14 protein-coding genes are annotated in these 17,257 nt (G+C 44.8%); 12 read left to right on the top strand and 2 right to left on the bottom strand.

What is annotated here, in order from left to right; genetic code table 11:
- Positions 1-14: 14 nt before the first annotated feature.
- Positions 15-416: a nuclease A inhibitor family protein gene (locus tag HGH90_RS06055; RefSeq protein WP_169190644.1), complete on the bottom strand. Its 402-nt coding sequence runs from the start codon at positions 414-416 to the stop codon at positions 15-17.
- A 164-nt stretch (positions 417-580) separates the two neighbouring features.
- Here HGH90_RS06055 and HGH90_RS06050 point away from each other — a divergent pair, with 164 nt between their 5' ends.
- Together HGH90_RS06050 and HGH90_RS06045 are read left to right on the top strand one after the other, a co-directional pair.
- Positions 581-1,330, top strand: a complete 750-nt coding sequence (locus HGH90_RS06050; RefSeq protein WP_169190643.1) for an AAA family ATPase — start codon at positions 581-583, stop codon at positions 1,328-1,330.
- Positions 1,331-1,359: 29 nt separating this feature from the next.
- Positions 1,360-1,833 (top strand): GNAT family N-acetyltransferase, encoded by a 474-nt coding sequence (locus tag HGH90_RS06045; protein ID WP_169190642.1) that lies wholly within the window; start codon positions 1,360-1,362, stop codon positions 1,831-1,833.
- Between the two features lie 39 nt (positions 1,834-1,872).
- On the opposite strand, the gene HGH90_RS06040 is transcribed toward HGH90_RS06045, so the two are convergent.
- The gene (locus tag HGH90_RS06040) at positions 1,873-2,724 is read right to left on the bottom strand and encodes a hypothetical protein (protein ID WP_169190641.1); all 852 of its coding nucleotides are present in this window, start codon (positions 2,722-2,724) and stop codon (positions 1,873-1,875) included.
- A 296-nt stretch (positions 2,725-3,020) separates the two neighbouring features.
- Between HGH90_RS06040 and HGH90_RS06035 the strand changes: the two genes are divergently transcribed.
- The 10 genes from HGH90_RS06035 (at position 3,021) to HGH90_RS05990 (ending at position 17,257) form a co-directional block, all read left to right on the top strand.
- Positions 3,021-4,400, top strand: a complete 1,380-nt coding sequence (locus HGH90_RS06035) for a hypothetical protein (protein ID WP_169190640.1) — start codon at positions 3,021-3,023, stop codon at positions 4,398-4,400.
- Positions 4,401-4,656: 256 nt separating this feature from the next.
- Positions 4,657-5,535, top strand: coding sequence for a signal peptidase I (gene lepB / locus HGH90_RS06030; RefSeq protein ID WP_169190639.1), 879 nt, complete (start codon positions 4,657-4,659; stop codon positions 5,533-5,535).
- A gap of 37 nt (positions 5,536-5,572) precedes the next feature.
- Positions 5,573-7,432 (top strand): O-antigen ligase family protein, encoded by a 1,860-nt coding sequence (locus HGH90_RS06025; protein WP_169190638.1) that lies wholly within the window; start codon positions 5,573-5,575, stop codon positions 7,430-7,432.
- 296 nt (positions 7,433-7,728) lie between these two features.
- Entirely contained in the window at positions 7,729-7,962 is a 234-nt protein-coding gene (locus tag HGH90_RS06020; RefSeq protein WP_168767581.1) for a hypothetical protein, read from the top strand.
- An 87-nt stretch (positions 7,963-8,049) separates the two neighbouring features.
- The gene (locus tag HGH90_RS06015; protein WP_169190637.1) at positions 8,050-9,246 is read left to right on the top strand and encodes a DUF4221 family protein; all 1,197 of its coding nucleotides are present in this window, start codon (positions 8,050-8,052) and stop codon (positions 9,244-9,246) included.
- A 30-nt stretch (positions 9,247-9,276) separates the two neighbouring features.
- Positions 9,277-9,744, top strand: coding sequence for a hypothetical protein (locus tag HGH90_RS06010; RefSeq protein ID WP_168767583.1), 468 nt, complete (start codon positions 9,277-9,279; stop codon positions 9,742-9,744).
- Between the two features lie 7 nt (positions 9,745-9,751).
- The gene (locus HGH90_RS06005; protein WP_169190636.1) at positions 9,752-12,019 is read left to right on the top strand and encodes a hypothetical protein; all 2,268 of its coding nucleotides are present in this window, start codon (positions 9,752-9,754) and stop codon (positions 12,017-12,019) included.
- Between the two features lie 80 nt (positions 12,020-12,099).
- Positions 12,100-13,686 carry a transglutaminase domain-containing protein gene (locus tag HGH90_RS06000; RefSeq protein WP_169190635.1) on the top strand — a complete coding sequence of 529 codons (1,587 nt, stop codon included), beginning with the start codon at positions 12,100-12,102 and terminating at the stop codon, positions 13,684-13,686.
- A gap of 59 nt (positions 13,687-13,745) precedes the next feature.
- Positions 13,746-16,472, top strand: a complete 2,727-nt coding sequence (locus HGH90_RS05995; RefSeq protein WP_169190634.1) for a TonB-dependent receptor — start codon at positions 13,746-13,748, stop codon at positions 16,470-16,472.
- Positions 16,473-16,498: 26 nt separating this feature from the next.
- A complete protein-coding gene (locus HGH90_RS05990; protein ID WP_317166132.1) occupies positions 16,499-17,257 on the top strand; it encodes a GLPGLI family protein in 759 nt (252 codons plus the stop codon).

Raw genomic sequence — 17,257 nt, 5'->3', positions numbered from 1 at the left:
GTACGTGATATGGGTTACGATTCTATCGCTGTGGTTATTAATGCAACGCAGGTGTTGTCTGGCTGATGGCAAACAATGTACACGGGAATGTTAGTATCTCCTTCTACACGGAATACCTGGATCCGGCTGAAGTGTTCCTGCAGGAATTGATACAATGCGCCGAATTTTTGCGCGTTGGCTATCATCGCTGCATCGTTTGGGTCGGGGATACGGGTTACCGCGTTAAAGAAGTCTGCTGTATTTACGGCCGTCAATGCGTTGGCTGCCACCTGGTGACTGCCGGCAATTTTTACCTGTACATCGTTGTCGTTCAACTGGCCCCATTGCTCAATGGTAAGCGGGTACTCAGATTCACTGAAATAAAGTAGGCCCTCGGTTTTGCTGCTTAGGTTTTCCAGTAACATTTGCACTTGCATAACGTGAAGTTAGGAGAATTAACCAAAGGTTTTTATCATGATGATATTGGTAACAATACTTTAATGTAACTAAGTGTATGCTGCCCGGGGGATGACTAATCTACAGGATAGCGTATATTTATATCACAATTGTACCGCCATTTGTTCATTAAATAAGCTATCGCATGGTGCAGCAAAAAGGTTTAATGGAAGTTAGCCTGAAGAAAGATAAGATCCCCTCCAAAGATCAATACCCCTTTAGCATCCCGGCTCTCCGGAATTTTTCTTCCCTGAAATTTCATCCTAAGGTGACTTACCTGTCAGGTGAAAATGGTATGGGGAAGTCTACCCTGATAGAAGCCATTGCAGTGGCCTGCGGATTCAATCCTGAAGGAGGTTCCAGGAACTTTACCTTTGCTACCCATAACTCCCATTCGGTACTGCACCAATACCTGACGGTGGCCAGGGGGGCTGTAAAGCCACAGGATGGTTACTTCCTGAGAAGTGAAAGTTTCTTTAACGTGGCTACCAATATCCACGAATTGGACAAAGAAGGAAGGGGGGGAAAGATTATTGATTCCTATGGCGGCGTGCCATTGCATGAGCAGTCGCATGGCGAATCCTTCTGGGCGCTGTTCACACATCGCTTCGGCGGCAACGGACTGTATATCCTGGATGAGCCCGAAGCGGCACTTTCTCCATCCCGGCAAATGGCCATGCTTGCCCGTATGCATGATTTGATAGGGCAGCAGTCGCAGTTTATCATTGCTACCCATTCTCCCATTGTGATGGCTTATCCCCATGCCATTATCTACGAATTGACTGAAAACGGCATTAAAAAGACCCGCTATACGGAAACGGAAAATTATAAAGTATCTCACCAGTTTATCAATAATTATGAAAATCTCCTGAACATCCTGATGGGGGAGGAATAGGGGAATACAAACAGTAAAATTAGCTGTATATGATCCGACCTTTTAAACCAATAGATGAAGACACGTTAATCGATATATTCCAACTAAACGTGCCACGGTATTTTGATCCCAAAGAAATAGAAGACTTCCGGCAATATTTAGCCCGGCATAGCGACACCTATCTTACCATAGAACATGACGGCAAAATTGTAGGTGGCGCCGGATATTACATCAATACCATCCATCACTCCGGAAGTATTACCTGGATATTCTTTCATCCGGACGTGGCCGGCCGCGGATTGGGAAAGGAGGTAGTTGCTTACTGTATGAAAATTTTTAACGCAGATCCGGGCATAAAAAAGCTGGTGGTAACAACATCTCAACTAGCCTGGAAATTCTTTGAAAAATGTGGGTACCAATTGATCCGCACAGAAAAGGACTATTGGGGAAAAGGGCTCGACTTATACCTGATGGAACGGGATAATACGCCGCCGGAGGAGGGGGCCAGGGATAAGCGGTATTAGGGAGCCTGATCCCTGGTTGATAGTTTCATTCTCCCACCACTATTCTACGTCTATTTTTACATTTGTTTTAGCCTTGCAATTGGCGCTCATCGTCATACCGGAAACACCGAATTCAAACTGGAACTGGATATCAGAATTAGATTGTTCAGCTATTTTCTTGTCGATATCAAAGATCATAGCGCCGGTGCCGGTACCAACACCTTTGCCCTTGTTGGTGTCCTGGATACTCATATCCATGGTGATGTTCTGCTTCAGGTCGAATATGGCTTTGTTGTTCCTGATTTCTTTCAGGGTATATTTCGTGAGCAATGTCATTTTCATGTCTGCCTGTGGTATCGGGAGGTTCATCGGCACTTCCTGGTCAAAGGAGTCGCCAATTTTCAGTTCATTTTCCGGGAACTTGATGCTGGCCTGTATGCCGTTCACCATTTGACGAAGCGCTGCTTTCATCGCTTCATCAGTTACTCCTTTAATGGTATCAATGGTAATTTTTCCGTCTCCGATAGTGGTGCCTTCTATTACGGCGTTGGCAAATGGGTTGGCGTTTTGGGTATTTTCCTGACCGTTAACAGATTGCGTGATACTTAAATTATCATAAGTGATCGTCAACGGTATTTTTTTATCTGCCCGCATTGCGCCGGTGTTTGTGGTTGTCGCTACGTTTTGGTTCATTTGCATCATAATGGGGAGCTTCATGCCACCAGCGGTTATCTGGGCTATCATAGCCGAATCGCCTTTCACCATCATCTCCATGTCTGTTAGGTTAGTCATGGTAGTTTTGTAAGTCTTGTTCGGGGCCAGCGCTACTTTAAACAATACCTTTTTCTGGGCATAGGTGAGCTGGGATAAGCCGCTCAGGAGCAGCAGCAAAAACAAACGATAGTAATTCATGGTTAATATAGATTTTCTCAAAGATGAAGAATTGTTCCGGATTTTCAGGAAAATCCTTTTCAAGGGAGTAAAGACTCCCTTACAACGGTGGGGGCAGCGTCTCCTTTTATCATGGGCCGGAAACGTCAGCCCCAATCCGTAGATAGGCTTCCCCGCTTATGGAAAAGTTTCCAGGCAGCCTGGGCGAGTATATTCTCTTATTCAACTTATAATCAGCGGACTATGAAAGGCAGAACCATTGCCTTATCCACTCATGGTACAGTATTTATGACATCTCCTGGTGAATACTTAAAGAAATGAAGCAGCTACTATTATTGCTTTGGATGTTATTGTCTTTTGTGGTGGCAGTACAAGCACAGCACGAACATAATATGCCGGCGAAAGATACCAGTCGTCCGCAACACCAGATGAAGGGAGATTCGGGGCATATGCCCCGAATGGCAGATATGCCGATGGATATTCCTATGAGTCACGCTTTTTCGTTGCAGCTGCCTATGAACAGGAATGGGTCGGGAACAGGGTGGCTGCCGGATGCATCTCCCATGTATGGGTATATGCTGCATTCAAAAAAGTGGATGTACATGGTGCATGGCAACATATTTCTGCGATATACTTACCAGGATATAGGCCATAAAGGCAGCAGGGGAGACAGCCGTCTGGATGCGCCCAACTGGATGATGCTGATGGCCCAGCGCAAGGTGGGAAGTAAAGGATTATTCCATTACAACGTCATGATTTCGCTGGACAGGCTTACGGAAGGTGGCGCCGGCTACCCGCTGCTATTCCAGTCTGGCGAAAGCTGGAAGAATAAACCGTTGGTCGACAGGCAACATCCGCATGATCTCTTCTCTGAGCTGTCTGTCAGCTATAGCTACGCCTTTTCAAAAAAGGTGGATGCCTTTATTTATTTTGGATACCCGGGAGAGCCGGCTATAGGCTCCGTTGCCTTTATGCACCGGCCTTCTGCCCTGTCGAATCCTGATGCGCCTATCAGTCACCACTGGAATGATGGCACGCATATTACCTTTGGGGTGGCCACATTGGGTATACGGTTAGACAAGTTTAAGCTGGAGGGATCTGTTTTTACCGGCAGAGAACCGGATGAGAACCGTTATAATTTTGACCGCATGAAATTTGATTCCTGGAGTGGCCGGTTGTCCTATAGTCCTTCTGAGAACTGGGCGTTGCAGGTATCTCATGGTTACATCAAAAGCCCGGAAATGCTGCATCCGGAGGAAGACATTAACCGCACTACTGCGTCGGCTATTTTCAGCGCGCCCTTGCAACATGATAACCGGATCAACATAACCGCACTCTGGGGCCTGAATAAAGCCGCCGATCATCCCGGGGAAAATGCGGTGCTGGTGGAAGGCGCTGTACGTTTAAAACGAACTGAATTATATACCCGGTATGAATGGGTACAGAAGTCGATAGAAGAGCTGGATCTTGACCCGGTAAAGTATGGAGAACGAACTATTTTTCCTGTGCATGCGCTCACCACTGGTATCAGCTATGATCTGTTGGATATAGCAAAGACAAGGCTGGCTATAGGCGGTCAGTTTGGCGTATTCTTTAACGACAGGTCCTTATATGATTTATACGGTAAGCAGCCATTGGCCGCGGAGATCTATCTCCGGTTGTACCCGGGATTAATGAAAATGAATCAAAAACATTAGCGTATCAATACACAATAAAAAAACATTGCTACACCTATTTGATCTTAATAAAAATGTTTTTATATTGGATGATGTTAGTAGTTAACCTAGGGAATACTAACCGATAAACAAATCCCAGCGAGCCCCGATCTACGTGCCCTTGAAAACAAAAAAAATGGCCTATGATAGTAAATATAAAATAGATTTCCCCCGTTCCGTGTGTTGATAAACGATGAGCACCAGGAATGAAATTAGCCCAAAACAGCATATTGATCAGATGAAACCCGGTAGTAAAAGCGTCTTTATAAAGGCAGGCTATGTCTTGTCAGCATCTATTGTTACCTTATTCCTGCTTCGGTTTTTTTTCATAGATGTTTACAGGATTCCCAGTGAGTCTATGATGAATAAGCTGATGACAGACGATTATATCCTTATTAATAAAACGGCCTATAGCGGCTACTTTTCCAGGTTCATTACTGCATCCCCACAGCAGGGAGATATCTTTGTGTTTACAATCAATAAAGATATTCCGGGCTTCTTTGTAAAACGGTGTATAGGGCTGCCTGGCGCTGTAGTAGCGGTGAAGAACGGCGAGGTTAGTGTTAACGGGAAACCCATGTCCGAGCCGCGGAGTGTTCGTCATTATTACAAGATCTGGTTTAATGATTATCAGCAGGTGAAAACTGCGATTGAAGAGATGAGGATTGATAGGTTTAAAAACGGATTCAGGCACTTTCCGCATTACATCGTTCTGGTGCTTGATAATTTCCAGAAAAATAAAATGAATCACGGTGTAGATTCTATAAGGATATGGAACCGTAAAAACGATCCGGATAGCGCGAAAATAAATCTGCCTGAGCTGAGTGAAAATATTCTTGATATGTCATCTCTTAAAATACCATTTAAAGGAATGACGATATATTTTAGCCAGCCGCAGGATACGGTGTACAGTAATGCTATCAGGATGTATGAAGACAGCAGCTTCCGCCTGGGAAGTAAAGCCGCTTTCATAGCAGGAAAGCAGGTTGTCGCTTACACCTTTAAGAAAGATTATTTCTTTATGATGGGTGATAACCGAGATATCGCTATTGACTCCAGGCATTATGGATTCATACCCAAAGACAACCTGGTAGGGAAGTTTATACAGCAATTTTGACAAATGAGCCGATAACCCTTTAATAATATTGTAATCCATGTTGTCTATTGAGCCCGTTAGAAAAATTATTATCAATGTCCTGTTAGCGATACTGAGTGGTGTTTTCCTGCTATTGCCTTCAGTTTACAGCACCCAGTTCATTGAGCCAACACAGACGACCAAATTCATTTTCTTTAGTGAGGGCATAGCCATTGTTTTTTTGTTGCTGGCATACTATACATTATATAATAATAAACATTTCAGCATTTCTCTTTCGGTCCTGGACATGGGGCTGGTGATCGTATTACTATATATCTCGGTTAACCGGTACTATCTGCATCCGTTGCACGGGTTCTCCCAGCGTTGGCTGGAGCTGATCGGGTTAGCGATATGTTACGTAGTGCTGCGAAGGCTACCGGCCACGATGTATACCTGGCTTTTGCTGGCGATAATTGCCGGCGGCGTATTACAGGTACTCTCAGGTATATTGCAGCTATTGGGCATCCTGGAGAGCCGCAATACTTATTTTCCGATGACTGGCAATTTTTTCAACCCCGGTGGTTATGCCGGATATCTTGCACTGGTAGCAGTAGTTTCCTTTGGATTATATCTTCACCGGAATACTTTGCAGGTATCCGGGGAAGGCAGGAGTGTGAACCGTTTTGTTGTGTGGCTGACTACCTGGTTGCCTTTGACAGCACTTATTGGCTGTGCAATAGTATTACCCTGCCTGCGTTCCCGATCCGCTTTCCTGGCGTTAGCTGCCGGTATTGGAGGCGTGTGGTGGCTGTATCGTAACCGGAACAACCAAAGGGCGGCCGCCTGGCCCCTTAAGCGTATCGTAATAGCAGCGGTATTACTGGCTGGTTTGGGGTATACCTTTTACCTGCTTAAGCGCCATTCTGCCGATGGACGTATGCTCATCTACCGGGTGTCGGCTACGCTGGTGAAGGAGCATCCCGTTATTGGCGTGGGAATGGACCGGTTCAAAGCGTATTATATGGAGGCACAGGCGCATTGGTTCGAACAGCAGGGAGATGCGGCGTCTGATGCCGCGCAGTTGGCAGATAATACTTTTTATGCCTTTAATGAACCATTGCAGTTTGTGGTAGAAAACGGGGGGATAGGCTTACTGTTGGTGGCAGCTGTTATATTTTTTTTCTGGAGATACCCAGCCGGGCAATCGTATATGCCTGTACGAACCACGGCATATGGCATTTTACCGGCCAGCTTGTGTTTTGCCCTGTTTACCTATAGTTCAGATAACCTGGCAATGAAGTACATTATTGTATTTGCCCTGGCGATATTGTCGGGAACGGACAGCAAAGTGTTCGTCGATGTCAGCCTTCCGCTCGACAGGAGACGGATGGCGGTACTACCTGTTTTGTCCCTGCTCGCATTGTTGCTGGTATATGCGTATGGCAATATCATTAACAGCGCGCGGAAGTCCTTTGCCGGTTGGGGAATGGCGCAAAATGCCTATGTAAGGGAGATGTACGGGGAAAGCAACCGGTACTTTGAAGCGGTATATCCTGAATTGTGTACCAACGGAGAGTTCCTGATGCAATACGGTAAGTCGCTCGCCATGACGGAAAATTACCGGCAGGCATTGGCAGTTTTAACGCAGGCGAGGCAATACCAGCGTTCCAGTGTGATTGAAACGGCCATAGGCGATTGCGAGAAGAAGGCAGGTAATTACGCCGCAGCAGAAGAATCCTATTTGAAAGCGATGAACATGATCCCCAATCGTTTTTACCCGCTTTACCTGTTGATGACTTTATACCAGGAAAACGGGAAAACAACGAAGGCGATGATGATGGCCCGTACGATTAAAGCAAAGCGAGTAAAAGTGCCCTCGAAAGCCATATTAGAAATAAAAGGCTTCGCTGATAACATCATAAAATCGGGCGACCAGTAGTAGGCTGCTGAGTTACAACAAAGAGATTTTTGTATCAATGCGCGATGTCATGCAGCTACGCAGTAGTTGATGCTGGCGGAGCTTTGCACGGAATGTTGATACATCGATATCATTTAATCATCTGTAAAAAATCGCTGAACTATGACAGGATAACAAGCCACTTTTGGGCATTAACCAGGTTAATGTTTGCTGCATAAAAGTTATGCCGCAGAAATACTTAATGGAAGTAGTATTCCCTGTCCTTACTTTCAGGAACCCTTTTTATTTTATCATTTTTATTTTTTAAAAAAGCTGTTATGAAAAAGAAAATCCTCGCTGCAGCCGGTATCGCTGCTATTGCTACTGTTGCCTTCTTCGCAACTAAAACCCAAGCCAGCAACAATGATGTAGACCTGACCTCTCTCGTGAAAGTTAATACTGCCAGTGCAGAATGCTCCAGTGAGCATGGCTTCGGTGGTGGAAAGTGCTTAACGTTGAGCCAGATCTGTGTGGGTGATCCTGGAAATAACGAGTGCGATTTTGGCTGGTAATAGTTAACCACGTTTTTTTATCCTGATGGGGAGGTATTCGTGGTAGCACCGCTACATACGGATACCTCCATTCTAAAGCTTACTATCATGAATGTAAAATTGATATTGCCTGCTGTTATTTCCCTTACCATGTTTTTTGCCTGCTCGTCCAAACATAACGTAGTAGTATTGAAGAATGAGAGGAAAGGGACATTGATACCCACGGTAAAACTGGCTGTGTCTGACGAAAAGAAGTTTCTCTTAGACAGCATCAGCGCCCCTAAGATGACCTATATGCAGGTGTTTATAGGAGACAGCAATGTCACTTGCCTGAGCTTCCTGAATACCTACGCGAGCGCTATCTATATTTATGACTATGCAACGGCGGCGGTAAAGAAAATTATTAAATTTAGCAGGAACGATAAAGATGGTGTCAACACCCCCCTGGGCTATTACCTGAAAAACAAAGACTCTATTTATATCTATAATAAAAAGAGTAATCAGCTGGTCTTGTTAAATGATTCGAGCCGGGTATTGTCAAGAATTTCTCTGATCAATGATCTTCCCTTTCATGAGCTATCGTGGACTTACTTTTATCCACAGTACTATCCATCTACGGTGGCGCCTTTGATGGCCATAGGTAACCAGATCGTCTTCCCCGGCCAGTACATGTTTTCGCTGCCGGATAGTATTGCCCGCCGGTTTAAATTTGAGTCGCATATCGATTGCAGCAATAACAAAGTCACCTTTTCCCGGCAATATCCCGACGAATTATACGGACATAACTACTTCTGGGAAAATGAAGGGCTCTTTACCAATGTATATAGTGACATAGCCCCGGACCACCGGATGGTATATAGTTTCCCGGTATCTCACCAGGTATACCTGGCCGATACTGGTAAAGAAGGTTATAGGGCCGTATATGGCGGCAGCAATGAAGCGGGTACCATTACTTCTTTCAGCAAGAAGCTATCTACAGAAGAATTGATATTGAAAGTATGCCAGACAGATTTGTACGCCGCCATCAAATATGATCCTTACCGGAAAGTATATTACCGTTTTCTCAGAAAGGCCATGCCGGATGCCACTGCTACCAGTACTATTAAGGACAAACCCTTATCGGTAATTGTATTGGACGAAAATTTTAAGTATATGGGAGAAACCGTCATTGGTACCTGTAATGATTTTAACTGGGAGAACGCTTTTGTTACCGCAGAGGGGTTGAATATAGAATACCTCGATAAGAATGACCGGTCTGAGTCCTTCCTGTATTTGAAAATATTTAAACCGGTTAACCTGAAATAAGAAATTGTCAACGACGATAAAAACGATATTATGAACCGCCTTTATGTTTTAATGACCCTGTCGATACTGGTATTTAGCCAGTGCAAAAGCTTCAAGAAATCAGATAGCGATCTGGAAATGGAAACCATTTCCACCGGGCTGAAGAAAGCCAGTTTCCAGGCGCCCAAAAAATGGATGGTGATATTACCCGGCCTGGGATGCAATGGCTGCATACAAGAGGGAGAAGCTTTTATGAGAGATTTTATTGATTCTACCGGTATATTTTTTATATTGACAAAAGTACAGTCGGTCAAAATTCTGCAACAGAAAATTGGCAAGCATATCAATAACCGGGTGAATGTTTTTATTGACAATGATGGGGTATTCAGCCTGCCTACGAAAAATGTGATTTACCCTTGTATTGTACAACTGGACAACGGAAAAATCGTTAAACACCAGTTTCAGTCGCCCGCCAATGGGCAGGCGTTTGAATGGCTTAAAATACAAATGGAACAATAGTAACCCTATGATTAGATACCTGGTATGCCTGGCCCTTACGTTATTGGTGGTTTCCAATGCATCCTTTTCCCAGGGGAACAGGGGAGATATAGATAAGCTGGCGGGTCAACTCGATTCCGTAAGGCAGGTGATGCAGACTTCTCTTTACCTGCGGACCAGCAAGGATATTTATATCAGCGGGGAAGATCTTTGGTTCAATGCATTTGTATTGAATGCGGTCGATTTTACGTTATCGGCGCTCGATAACACACTTTACCTGCAGTTGCAGAAAGTCGGAGCCGACAGTGTGTTGTGGGAAGAAATGTACCCAGTTCTGAACGGGGTATCCTATGGCCATGTGTACCTGCCTGCAGCCTTGCCTAACGGCGAATACCTGCTGAAGGGATTTACTGCACATTCTTATTTTTCCGGTCAGCCTTATTATTATGCTGTTGCCCGGATCCGGGTGTTTAACGAACCACAGGAGATCAGAGCCCGCAAAATCCGGCAACTGCAAAACAAGGTACTACCATCTGAAGCCGTTCAGTTCCGGGTTTTTCCGGAAGGTGGCCACTTACTGGCCGGTGTGTTGAACCGCGTAGCCTTTAAGGCAGTTAATAAAGACGGACTGCCGGCGGAAGCGAAAGGAACATTGTTAAAAGGAGATACGCCGGTGCTGAATTTCAGCAGCGTTCATGCAGGCATGGGCAGCTTCGCGTTTGTGCCCGAGAATGGCGCTACGTATCGCGTGAAACTCGATAATAACAAAGACAGCCTGTACCCGGTGCCCGCGGCATTGGAAGGTGGCTTGTGTATGCGTTTACTGAAGAATGAAGGAGATAGCCTGGTGTTTAAAGTCATGGCGCATAATATGCAGCAGCAACAGAAATTTTACCTGCGGTTGCAGATCAGGGGGGCTGTTGAGTCTATTGCTGCCGGTGAAGTAAGCGACAGTCTGGAAGTAAAAATTCCTATTCAAAATGCACCTCTGGGTATTGGAGAGGTGACACTTTTCGATGCACAACAGCGTCCCATGGCAGAGCGGCTGGTATACCTGCATCCGGAGCAGCGGTTTCACATCAGCTTTAGCCAGGTGAAGGATGAGTATGCGCCGAAGGAGAAGGTGGCTTTAAAAATTAAGACAACTGATGACAACGGCACGCCGGTACCCGCCGTATTTAGTTTATGTGTATACGATAACCTGTTCCATAGTGCGGAGAATACTGGTAATATCCTCAGCTATTACTATCTATCAACACAAGTACGGGGAAAGATATATAATCCTGCCTATTATTTCGATAGTACTCATGCCGATCGCAAGGCGGCATTAGATCTGCTGCTGCTGACACAAGGGTGGCGCAGTTATACCTGGAGTAAAGAAGTTATGGCTGAGCACAAGGCATTAACAGCATGTTTATCGGATACGTTACAAGCCTGGATAACTCCGGATAGAAAAGCCGGAAAGGAAAAAAGACAGGTATCCCTCATGTTGTATAATTATAATAAAACCACGAGCCAGTTTGCTGCGGTAGATAATGCCGGCAAGTTTTACCTGACGCCGGCTAACCTCGCGATTGGCCCACGCTTTTTTATCAAGTACTTTTCGGAGAATACATACAGTATACGTGTAGAAGATCCGTTTGAAGCCATCCGGAAAGCCACCACTGCTCATCCCGCTACTTATATATTACCGGATACTGTTCCCCTGGCGGGAAAGGTGCAGGTAGACACTGCATACATTCCGTATGGAAAAACATTGAAAGAAGTCACAATTTCCGGCAAGAGTCCTGTATACACGGATAAATACCTCGGTTACCTGGATAGCATTGCCAAATATGAAGGTAATACCGATTATGTTGGAGAATGCGGTTGGTTGAATTGTCCTGATGGTCGCACAAATATAAAGCCAGTGGAAGGGAAAACTTATCATGTTTTTTCTCCGGATGTCAGGGCGCATCATCGGGTAATCTTAACGAAAGATAATCACAAAGACGTGGTGTATCACTATCCCAAGTATACGGAAGCCGAATTGCTGAAAGTAACTAAAATGGCCATTGTAAAAGGCTACTACCAGAGCCGTGAATTTTACGAACCGGATTATGACAAAGACAGTAACCCAGGCATTGATACCAGGAATACCTTGTTGTGGAAACCCGTGATAGTCACAGATAAAAATGGAGAAGCCACTGTCCAGTTCTTTTGTTCCGACGTAGCCCGCCAGTTTATGGGGATAGCGGAAGGCGTGACTGGCGATGGAGTCCTGGGCGTCGGCCAGTTTAAATTCCGGATCCGATAGTTACCCGTTTGGTGGAAAGTTTTGATCGTTTATCGCTGCTGAAATAGCGGCCGGCGGTGTCGTCTTTTAAATTCAACCTCATGAAAAGGAAACTCCTTTATATACTGTTACCCGTTTTTCTTTACGCTTGTGGTACCCGGGAAGACACGATGGCCGTTAAATTGAAGCCCGCCCTGGATTATGCCGGTATCAATGCGGCGGAACTAAAGAAAGTGATCGCGCATTATTCACAAAGTCCCGGTGATTCACTGAAGCTGGCAGCGGCTATATTCCTGGTGGAAAACATGCCCGGTAAAGGTACCATGCGGTATTCACCTATCACCAACTGCGGACTTTTTAAAGGAGAGCTGTTTACAGGTGATACGATCGGGATCGATAGCGTCAATAAAATCAAGAGAAGAATAGAAGATTCGCTGCAATGCGGCCCCATTAAATTTGTGAACCCTATTTTCCTGGCAGATAGCCGCACCATCAGCGCCAGCCTGCTGATAGAGGATATTGACTATGCTTTTAAAGCATGGCAACTGCCCTGGGCGCAATCGCTCACCTTCGACGAGTTCAGGGAATTGGTTTTGCCCCACCGGGTACAAAATGAACCTTTGCAGCACTGGCGGAAATGGTGCTGGGAGCACAGCGAATGGATTTTCAAGAAAGCAGGTGGCAGCACCGACCGGATTAAAATTGCAGGTGTGGTGAACGATAGCCTCGGAAAATTTTATGGGTATATCCATGACGCTATCAACTATTTTCCCGGCACATTTACGATGGACCAGCTGCGTGTAACGAGAGGCGGCCGTTGTGAAGATTTAAATATGATCGTAGGCTACTGGCTCCGCGCTATCGGTATTCCTATGTCGACAGAGTTTACCTTTTACTGGGCCAACGGCAACTTTGGCGGGCATTCCTGGCTGGCGGTACTGGATACCACCGGTAAGTTTGTACCGATGAATGCCATTTATGATAAGCCTGTAAGGGATTCCCTGCTCTTTCAAAATATGCGGCTGGCCAAAGCCTACCGGTACAGCTATCGTATAGATGGGCATACCATCCTGAATGAAGGCCAGAATTTTCAAAGTTATCATGACATTACCAGGGAATATGTATCGACTATCGACTATGCGATGAAAGTGCCGGAAGGCGAACATGATAAAATATTCCTGGGGGTACTCAATGGCAAATACTGGAAGCCATTGCAAATAAAAACAACCAGGAACGGTGATAGCATTATCTTCAGAGATATTGCCAACCCCGCACTATATGCGCCCATCGTGGTGCTGGATGGAAAGGAGGAAAACACTCGCACTGTTGGGACACCTTTTCTGGTGACGGAGAGCGGCCATATCCAGTATTTCCGGGAAAATAAAGACTCATTGGCCGACTTCGTATTGGACATTGCCAAATTACCGCCGGCACGGTACAAGAAGAAATGCCAGGTAGTTTACTGGGATAATACCCGGAAAGATTGGGTACCCACGGGCATTATCCAAACATTGAAAGATGATCCCGTTAAACTAAAAAAACAGAAAATTAAAAAAATGATTGTATTTTCCGGAGTACCGGCAAATGCTATTTATCGGGTGCTCAATGCGGAAATAAAGCAACATGATAAATCTTACGGCCGACCCTATGTATATAATGAAGAGATGAAAGCATTTCATAACTATTAAAAAACAGGTTGTCAAAAAGACCATTTGTTGCTTAGCCTACATTTAAACTCCATCGTTCAATGATGAAAAATGCCCTGAGCCTGATATTTCTGCTGATTATTTTATTCCATTATAAAGCCAACGCCCAAAATAGTACGATCAAGGGAACCGTGGCAGACAGCAGCCTGCAAGCGCCGCTGGAAAATGCCGTAGTGGTACTGTTGCAAGCCAAGGATTCATTTATCATCGCCAGCACAAGGGCAGGAAAGGAAGGCGCGTTCAGCTTTCAACAGCTTGCTGATACCGCCAGCTATGTGTTATACTTTTCTTATCCTAAGTACGCCAGCTATTCTCACCGGGTGAATATGAAAGACGCTGCCGGCAAAACAATGGCGCTGAACAATGTTTATCTTATCCCGAAAAGTAAACTATTGAAGGAAGTTATCGTGAAATCACAGGTGGCTACCATCAGGATCAATGGCGATACTACCGAGTATAATGCCGGCAGTTTTAAAGTGCAGCCCAATGCTTCCGTGGAAGAACTGCTACGACAGCTGCCGGGATTGCAGGTAGATCAATTTGGTAATATTACGGCACAGGGGCAAAAGGTAAAAAAAGTGCTGGTAGATGGAGAAGAATTTTTTAGTGACGATCCCACCCTGGTCACGCGCAACCTGCGGGCCGACATGATCGACAAGGTGCAGGTATATGATAAAAAGTCGGACGCCGCCACCTTTACCGGTATAGAAGATGGGGTGAAAGACAAAACCATCAACCTGAAAGTCAAAGAAGATAAAAACCATGGGGTATTCGGAAAAATAGATGCAGGTGTTGGTACCGATGAACGATACAGCGCCCAGGCAATGATTAACTTCTTTAAGGGTAAAAGACGGATGTCGGCATATGCTACCACGGGCAACATTGGAAGAGCCGGGCTGGGATCGGCCGATAGAGGAAAGGTAGGATCCGATGATGAAGGGAACGGTAATTATTCCGGTAAAGGATTGCCCACCATTACCTCAGGTGGATTTCACTATGATAGCAAATGGGCCGCCGATAAGACATCTTTCAATGGTAATTATAAATTCTACCTGCAGGATGTAGTAGGATCGGAAACCACTACGTCGCAAAATAACCTTCCGTCCGGCGTTATTTTAAGCAATACCAATAGCCACTTTGAAAATAATAGTACCGACCATAAACTGAATGCAAAGTATATTTATAAGTATGATTCCACGGCCACTTTTACAGTGTATACTGATGGAACACGCTACCGTAACGAAAGTTCGAATAATAGTACCTCACAGAACAGGCGTGGCGATTCCAGCCTGATTTATGATAACCAGAAGTCCAGCGCCAATAAATACGACTTCAATACCTATAATATCAATTTGTCGTGGGAAAAGCGGCTGAAAAAGAAAGGACGCACGATATCCATATACTGGAATAACAACTTTTCAAATGATGCCACGAATGGCGAAAGTGTTTCGAATAGCACGTTTTATAACGATAAAGATCATGTGGATAGTACGTCATTGCTGCATTTGCGCAGGAAGATGAATGACGACTGGCGGCTCCTGCACTTCAATGTGATATATACAGCGCCGCTCTCAAAGAGATGGTCAATGATGGTAAACTATGAGCTGGATAATGAATCATCACACGATGACAAGCGTTCCTATAATCTCCAGGACATCAAAGTAATTGATACCGCCTTTAGTAGTAAAATAAATACCACTTCCTGGGGAAATCAGGGTGGCCTGACACTGAATTATGCCGCAAAAAAGATAATACTAAAGGTGGGGAACAATGTTAAATTTGTGCAGCTGAATACTGAAAGCGTTTACAGTGCCGTAAAAGTGAACAAGCAATTTGTAAACCTAAACCCCAACTTGAATTTTGACTATAAGTTCAGCAATTATCAGTCATTGAACTTCAGCTACAACGGGAGCGATAACAATCCCGGGCGCTCGCAGCTATTGCCGTTTAATTTCGACAATAGCCAGCTTACCACCTTGCTGATGAATACAGATCTGAAGAATAGTTTTACCAATGATTTCTCAGCCAGGTTCAATGCCGCCAAAATAGCGGCGCAGGTATATTATGGGATAACAGCGGGTTATACGTTGGTGAACGACCCGATTACCCAGGCTATCACTGTAGATCCCGCGGGTGCGTATACATACCAGTATGTAAACATGAATGGATATGCTAACCGGAATTATCATATAAATACCTATTACTCGAAGAAGATCAGGCTGATTGATCTGCAGGCTGGGTTAGGACTGGGATTGAATGGTGGAAAATCATTTAGTCCCATCAATGGTGTGGTTAACCAACTGAATTATAATACGTATACGCTAACAACGGAGCTGTTTAAATCAAGGCCCCGGCAATACAGCTTTTACCTGATGGGCAGCGGAGGGTATACAAGAAATACTTCCTCCCTGCAACCGGATTCGAAGAACAACTATTTCTTTTATGCGCTGAACCCGTCAGTAGATATTTATTTTTTGAAGAAGTTCCAGTTTCATACAGATGTTGACTACCAATGGCAGCAGAAAACACAAACCTTCAACGATAATTTTAAACGTACCATCTGGAATGCGTGGATAGGGCATTCCTTTTTGAGTAAAGACCAGCTAATGATAAAAATTTCCTGTAATGATATCCTGAACCAGAATAATGGTTATGCCCGCACGGCCACCAACACATTTTTCTCAGAAAACATTTACACTACCATCCGGCGTTATTTTATGATCGGTGCTACCTGGAATTTTACAAAATTTAATAGTATTAAACAGTGAGAAAGAGCATTCACATTTTTGCGATTATGGCACTGATGAACTGCTTCCGGCCAGCTACGGCACAGCGGGCGATGTTTATCAACAGCGGGAAAATAAAGTTTGAGCGGAGAGTCAATACATTCGCAGCTATGCCCATTTTCCTTAGAGAAACCCGGACGGTGACGGATGATCAGTTGATTACCTTCATGAAGGACTACCGCAATACGGCGCCCCAGTTTTGGGCCGATAGTTTCGAGCTTTATTTTAACGGCGAGCAAAGTCTTTATCAGCCCGCTAACCCCGATATGAGCTATTCCGAAACCTTCAAGATACCAGTGGCCTACAAGAATAAAGTATATAGCAATTTTTCAACTGGTGCGGTACTTACAGAAAAAGAGGCTTTTGAGCATGTCTATTTTATTAAAGATAGCGCAAAGAAACTTAAATGGAAATTAACGGAAGAAACCCGGGAGATTGCCGGTTATGAATGCCACCGCGCGAATGCACTCTTGTTTGATTCTATCTATATCGTTGCTTTCTATACCGATGAAATCCCTACCCGCGGTGGTCCGGAGTCATTCAACGGCTTGCCGGGAATGATTTTGGGAGTGGCGATACCGCACCAGCACATAACCATATTCGCCCAAAGCGTTGTCAATATGGGCACTGAACCAGGGAGCTGGAAGGTTCCCGCGCCGGGGAAAAGTACATTGGTCAACAACAAAGATTTCAATATTAAAACTGCTGACATGCTGAAGCAATTTGGTTTAACATCGGCGTGGGTCCAGTTTTTTATGGATTTGTAG

Origin of the sequence: Chitinophaga sp. Ak27 (assembly GCF_012726295.1) — a bacterium.
Taxonomy (GTDB): domain Bacteria; phylum Bacteroidota; class Bacteroidia; order Chitinophagales; family Chitinophagaceae; genus Chitinophaga.
Note: the sequence above shows the minus strand (reverse complement) of the source record. Positions and strands in the feature narration are given on the sequence as shown.

Excerpts from the sequence above, each read along its gene's own strand:
- HGH90_RS06055 (WP_169190644.1), bottom strand. The coding sequence starts at position 416 with ATGCAAGTGCAAATGTTACTGGAAAACCTAAGCAGCAAAACCGAGGGC.
- HGH90_RS06050 (WP_169190643.1), top strand. The coding sequence starts at position 581 with ATGGTGCAGCAAAAAGGTTTAATGGAAGTTAGCCTGAAGAAAGATAAG.
- HGH90_RS06045 (WP_169190642.1), top strand. The coding sequence starts at position 1,360 with ATGATCCGACCTTTTAAACCAATAGATGAAGACACGTTAATCGATATA.
- HGH90_RS06040 (WP_169190641.1), bottom strand. The coding sequence starts at position 2,724 with ATGAATTACTATCGTTTGTTTTTGCTGCTGCTCCTGAGCGGCTTATCC.
- HGH90_RS06035 (WP_169190640.1), top strand. The coding sequence starts at position 3,021 with ATGAAGCAGCTACTATTATTGCTTTGGATGTTATTGTCTTTTGTGGTG.
- lepB (WP_169190639.1), top strand. The coding sequence starts at position 4,657 with ATGAAACCCGGTAGTAAAAGCGTCTTTATAAAGGCAGGCTATGTCTTG.
- HGH90_RS06025 (WP_169190638.1), top strand. The coding sequence starts at position 5,573 with ATGTTGTCTATTGAGCCCGTTAGAAAAATTATTATCAATGTCCTGTTA.
- HGH90_RS06020 (WP_168767581.1), top strand. The coding sequence starts at position 7,729 with ATGAAAAAGAAAATCCTCGCTGCAGCCGGTATCGCTGCTATTGCTACT.
- HGH90_RS06015 (WP_169190637.1), top strand. The coding sequence starts at position 8,050 with ATGAATGTAAAATTGATATTGCCTGCTGTTATTTCCCTTACCATGTTT.
- HGH90_RS06010 (WP_168767583.1), top strand. The coding sequence starts at position 9,277 with ATGAACCGCCTTTATGTTTTAATGACCCTGTCGATACTGGTATTTAGC.
- HGH90_RS06005 (WP_169190636.1), top strand. The coding sequence starts at position 9,752 with ATGATTAGATACCTGGTATGCCTGGCCCTTACGTTATTGGTGGTTTCC.
- HGH90_RS06000 (WP_169190635.1), top strand. The coding sequence starts at position 12,100 with ATGAAAAGGAAACTCCTTTATATACTGTTACCCGTTTTTCTTTACGCT.
- HGH90_RS05995 (WP_169190634.1), top strand. The coding sequence starts at position 13,746 with ATGATGAAAAATGCCCTGAGCCTGATATTTCTGCTGATTATTTTATTC.
- HGH90_RS05990 (WP_317166132.1), top strand. The coding sequence starts at position 16,499 with ATGGCACTGATGAACTGCTTCCGGCCAGCTACGGCACAGCGGGCGATG.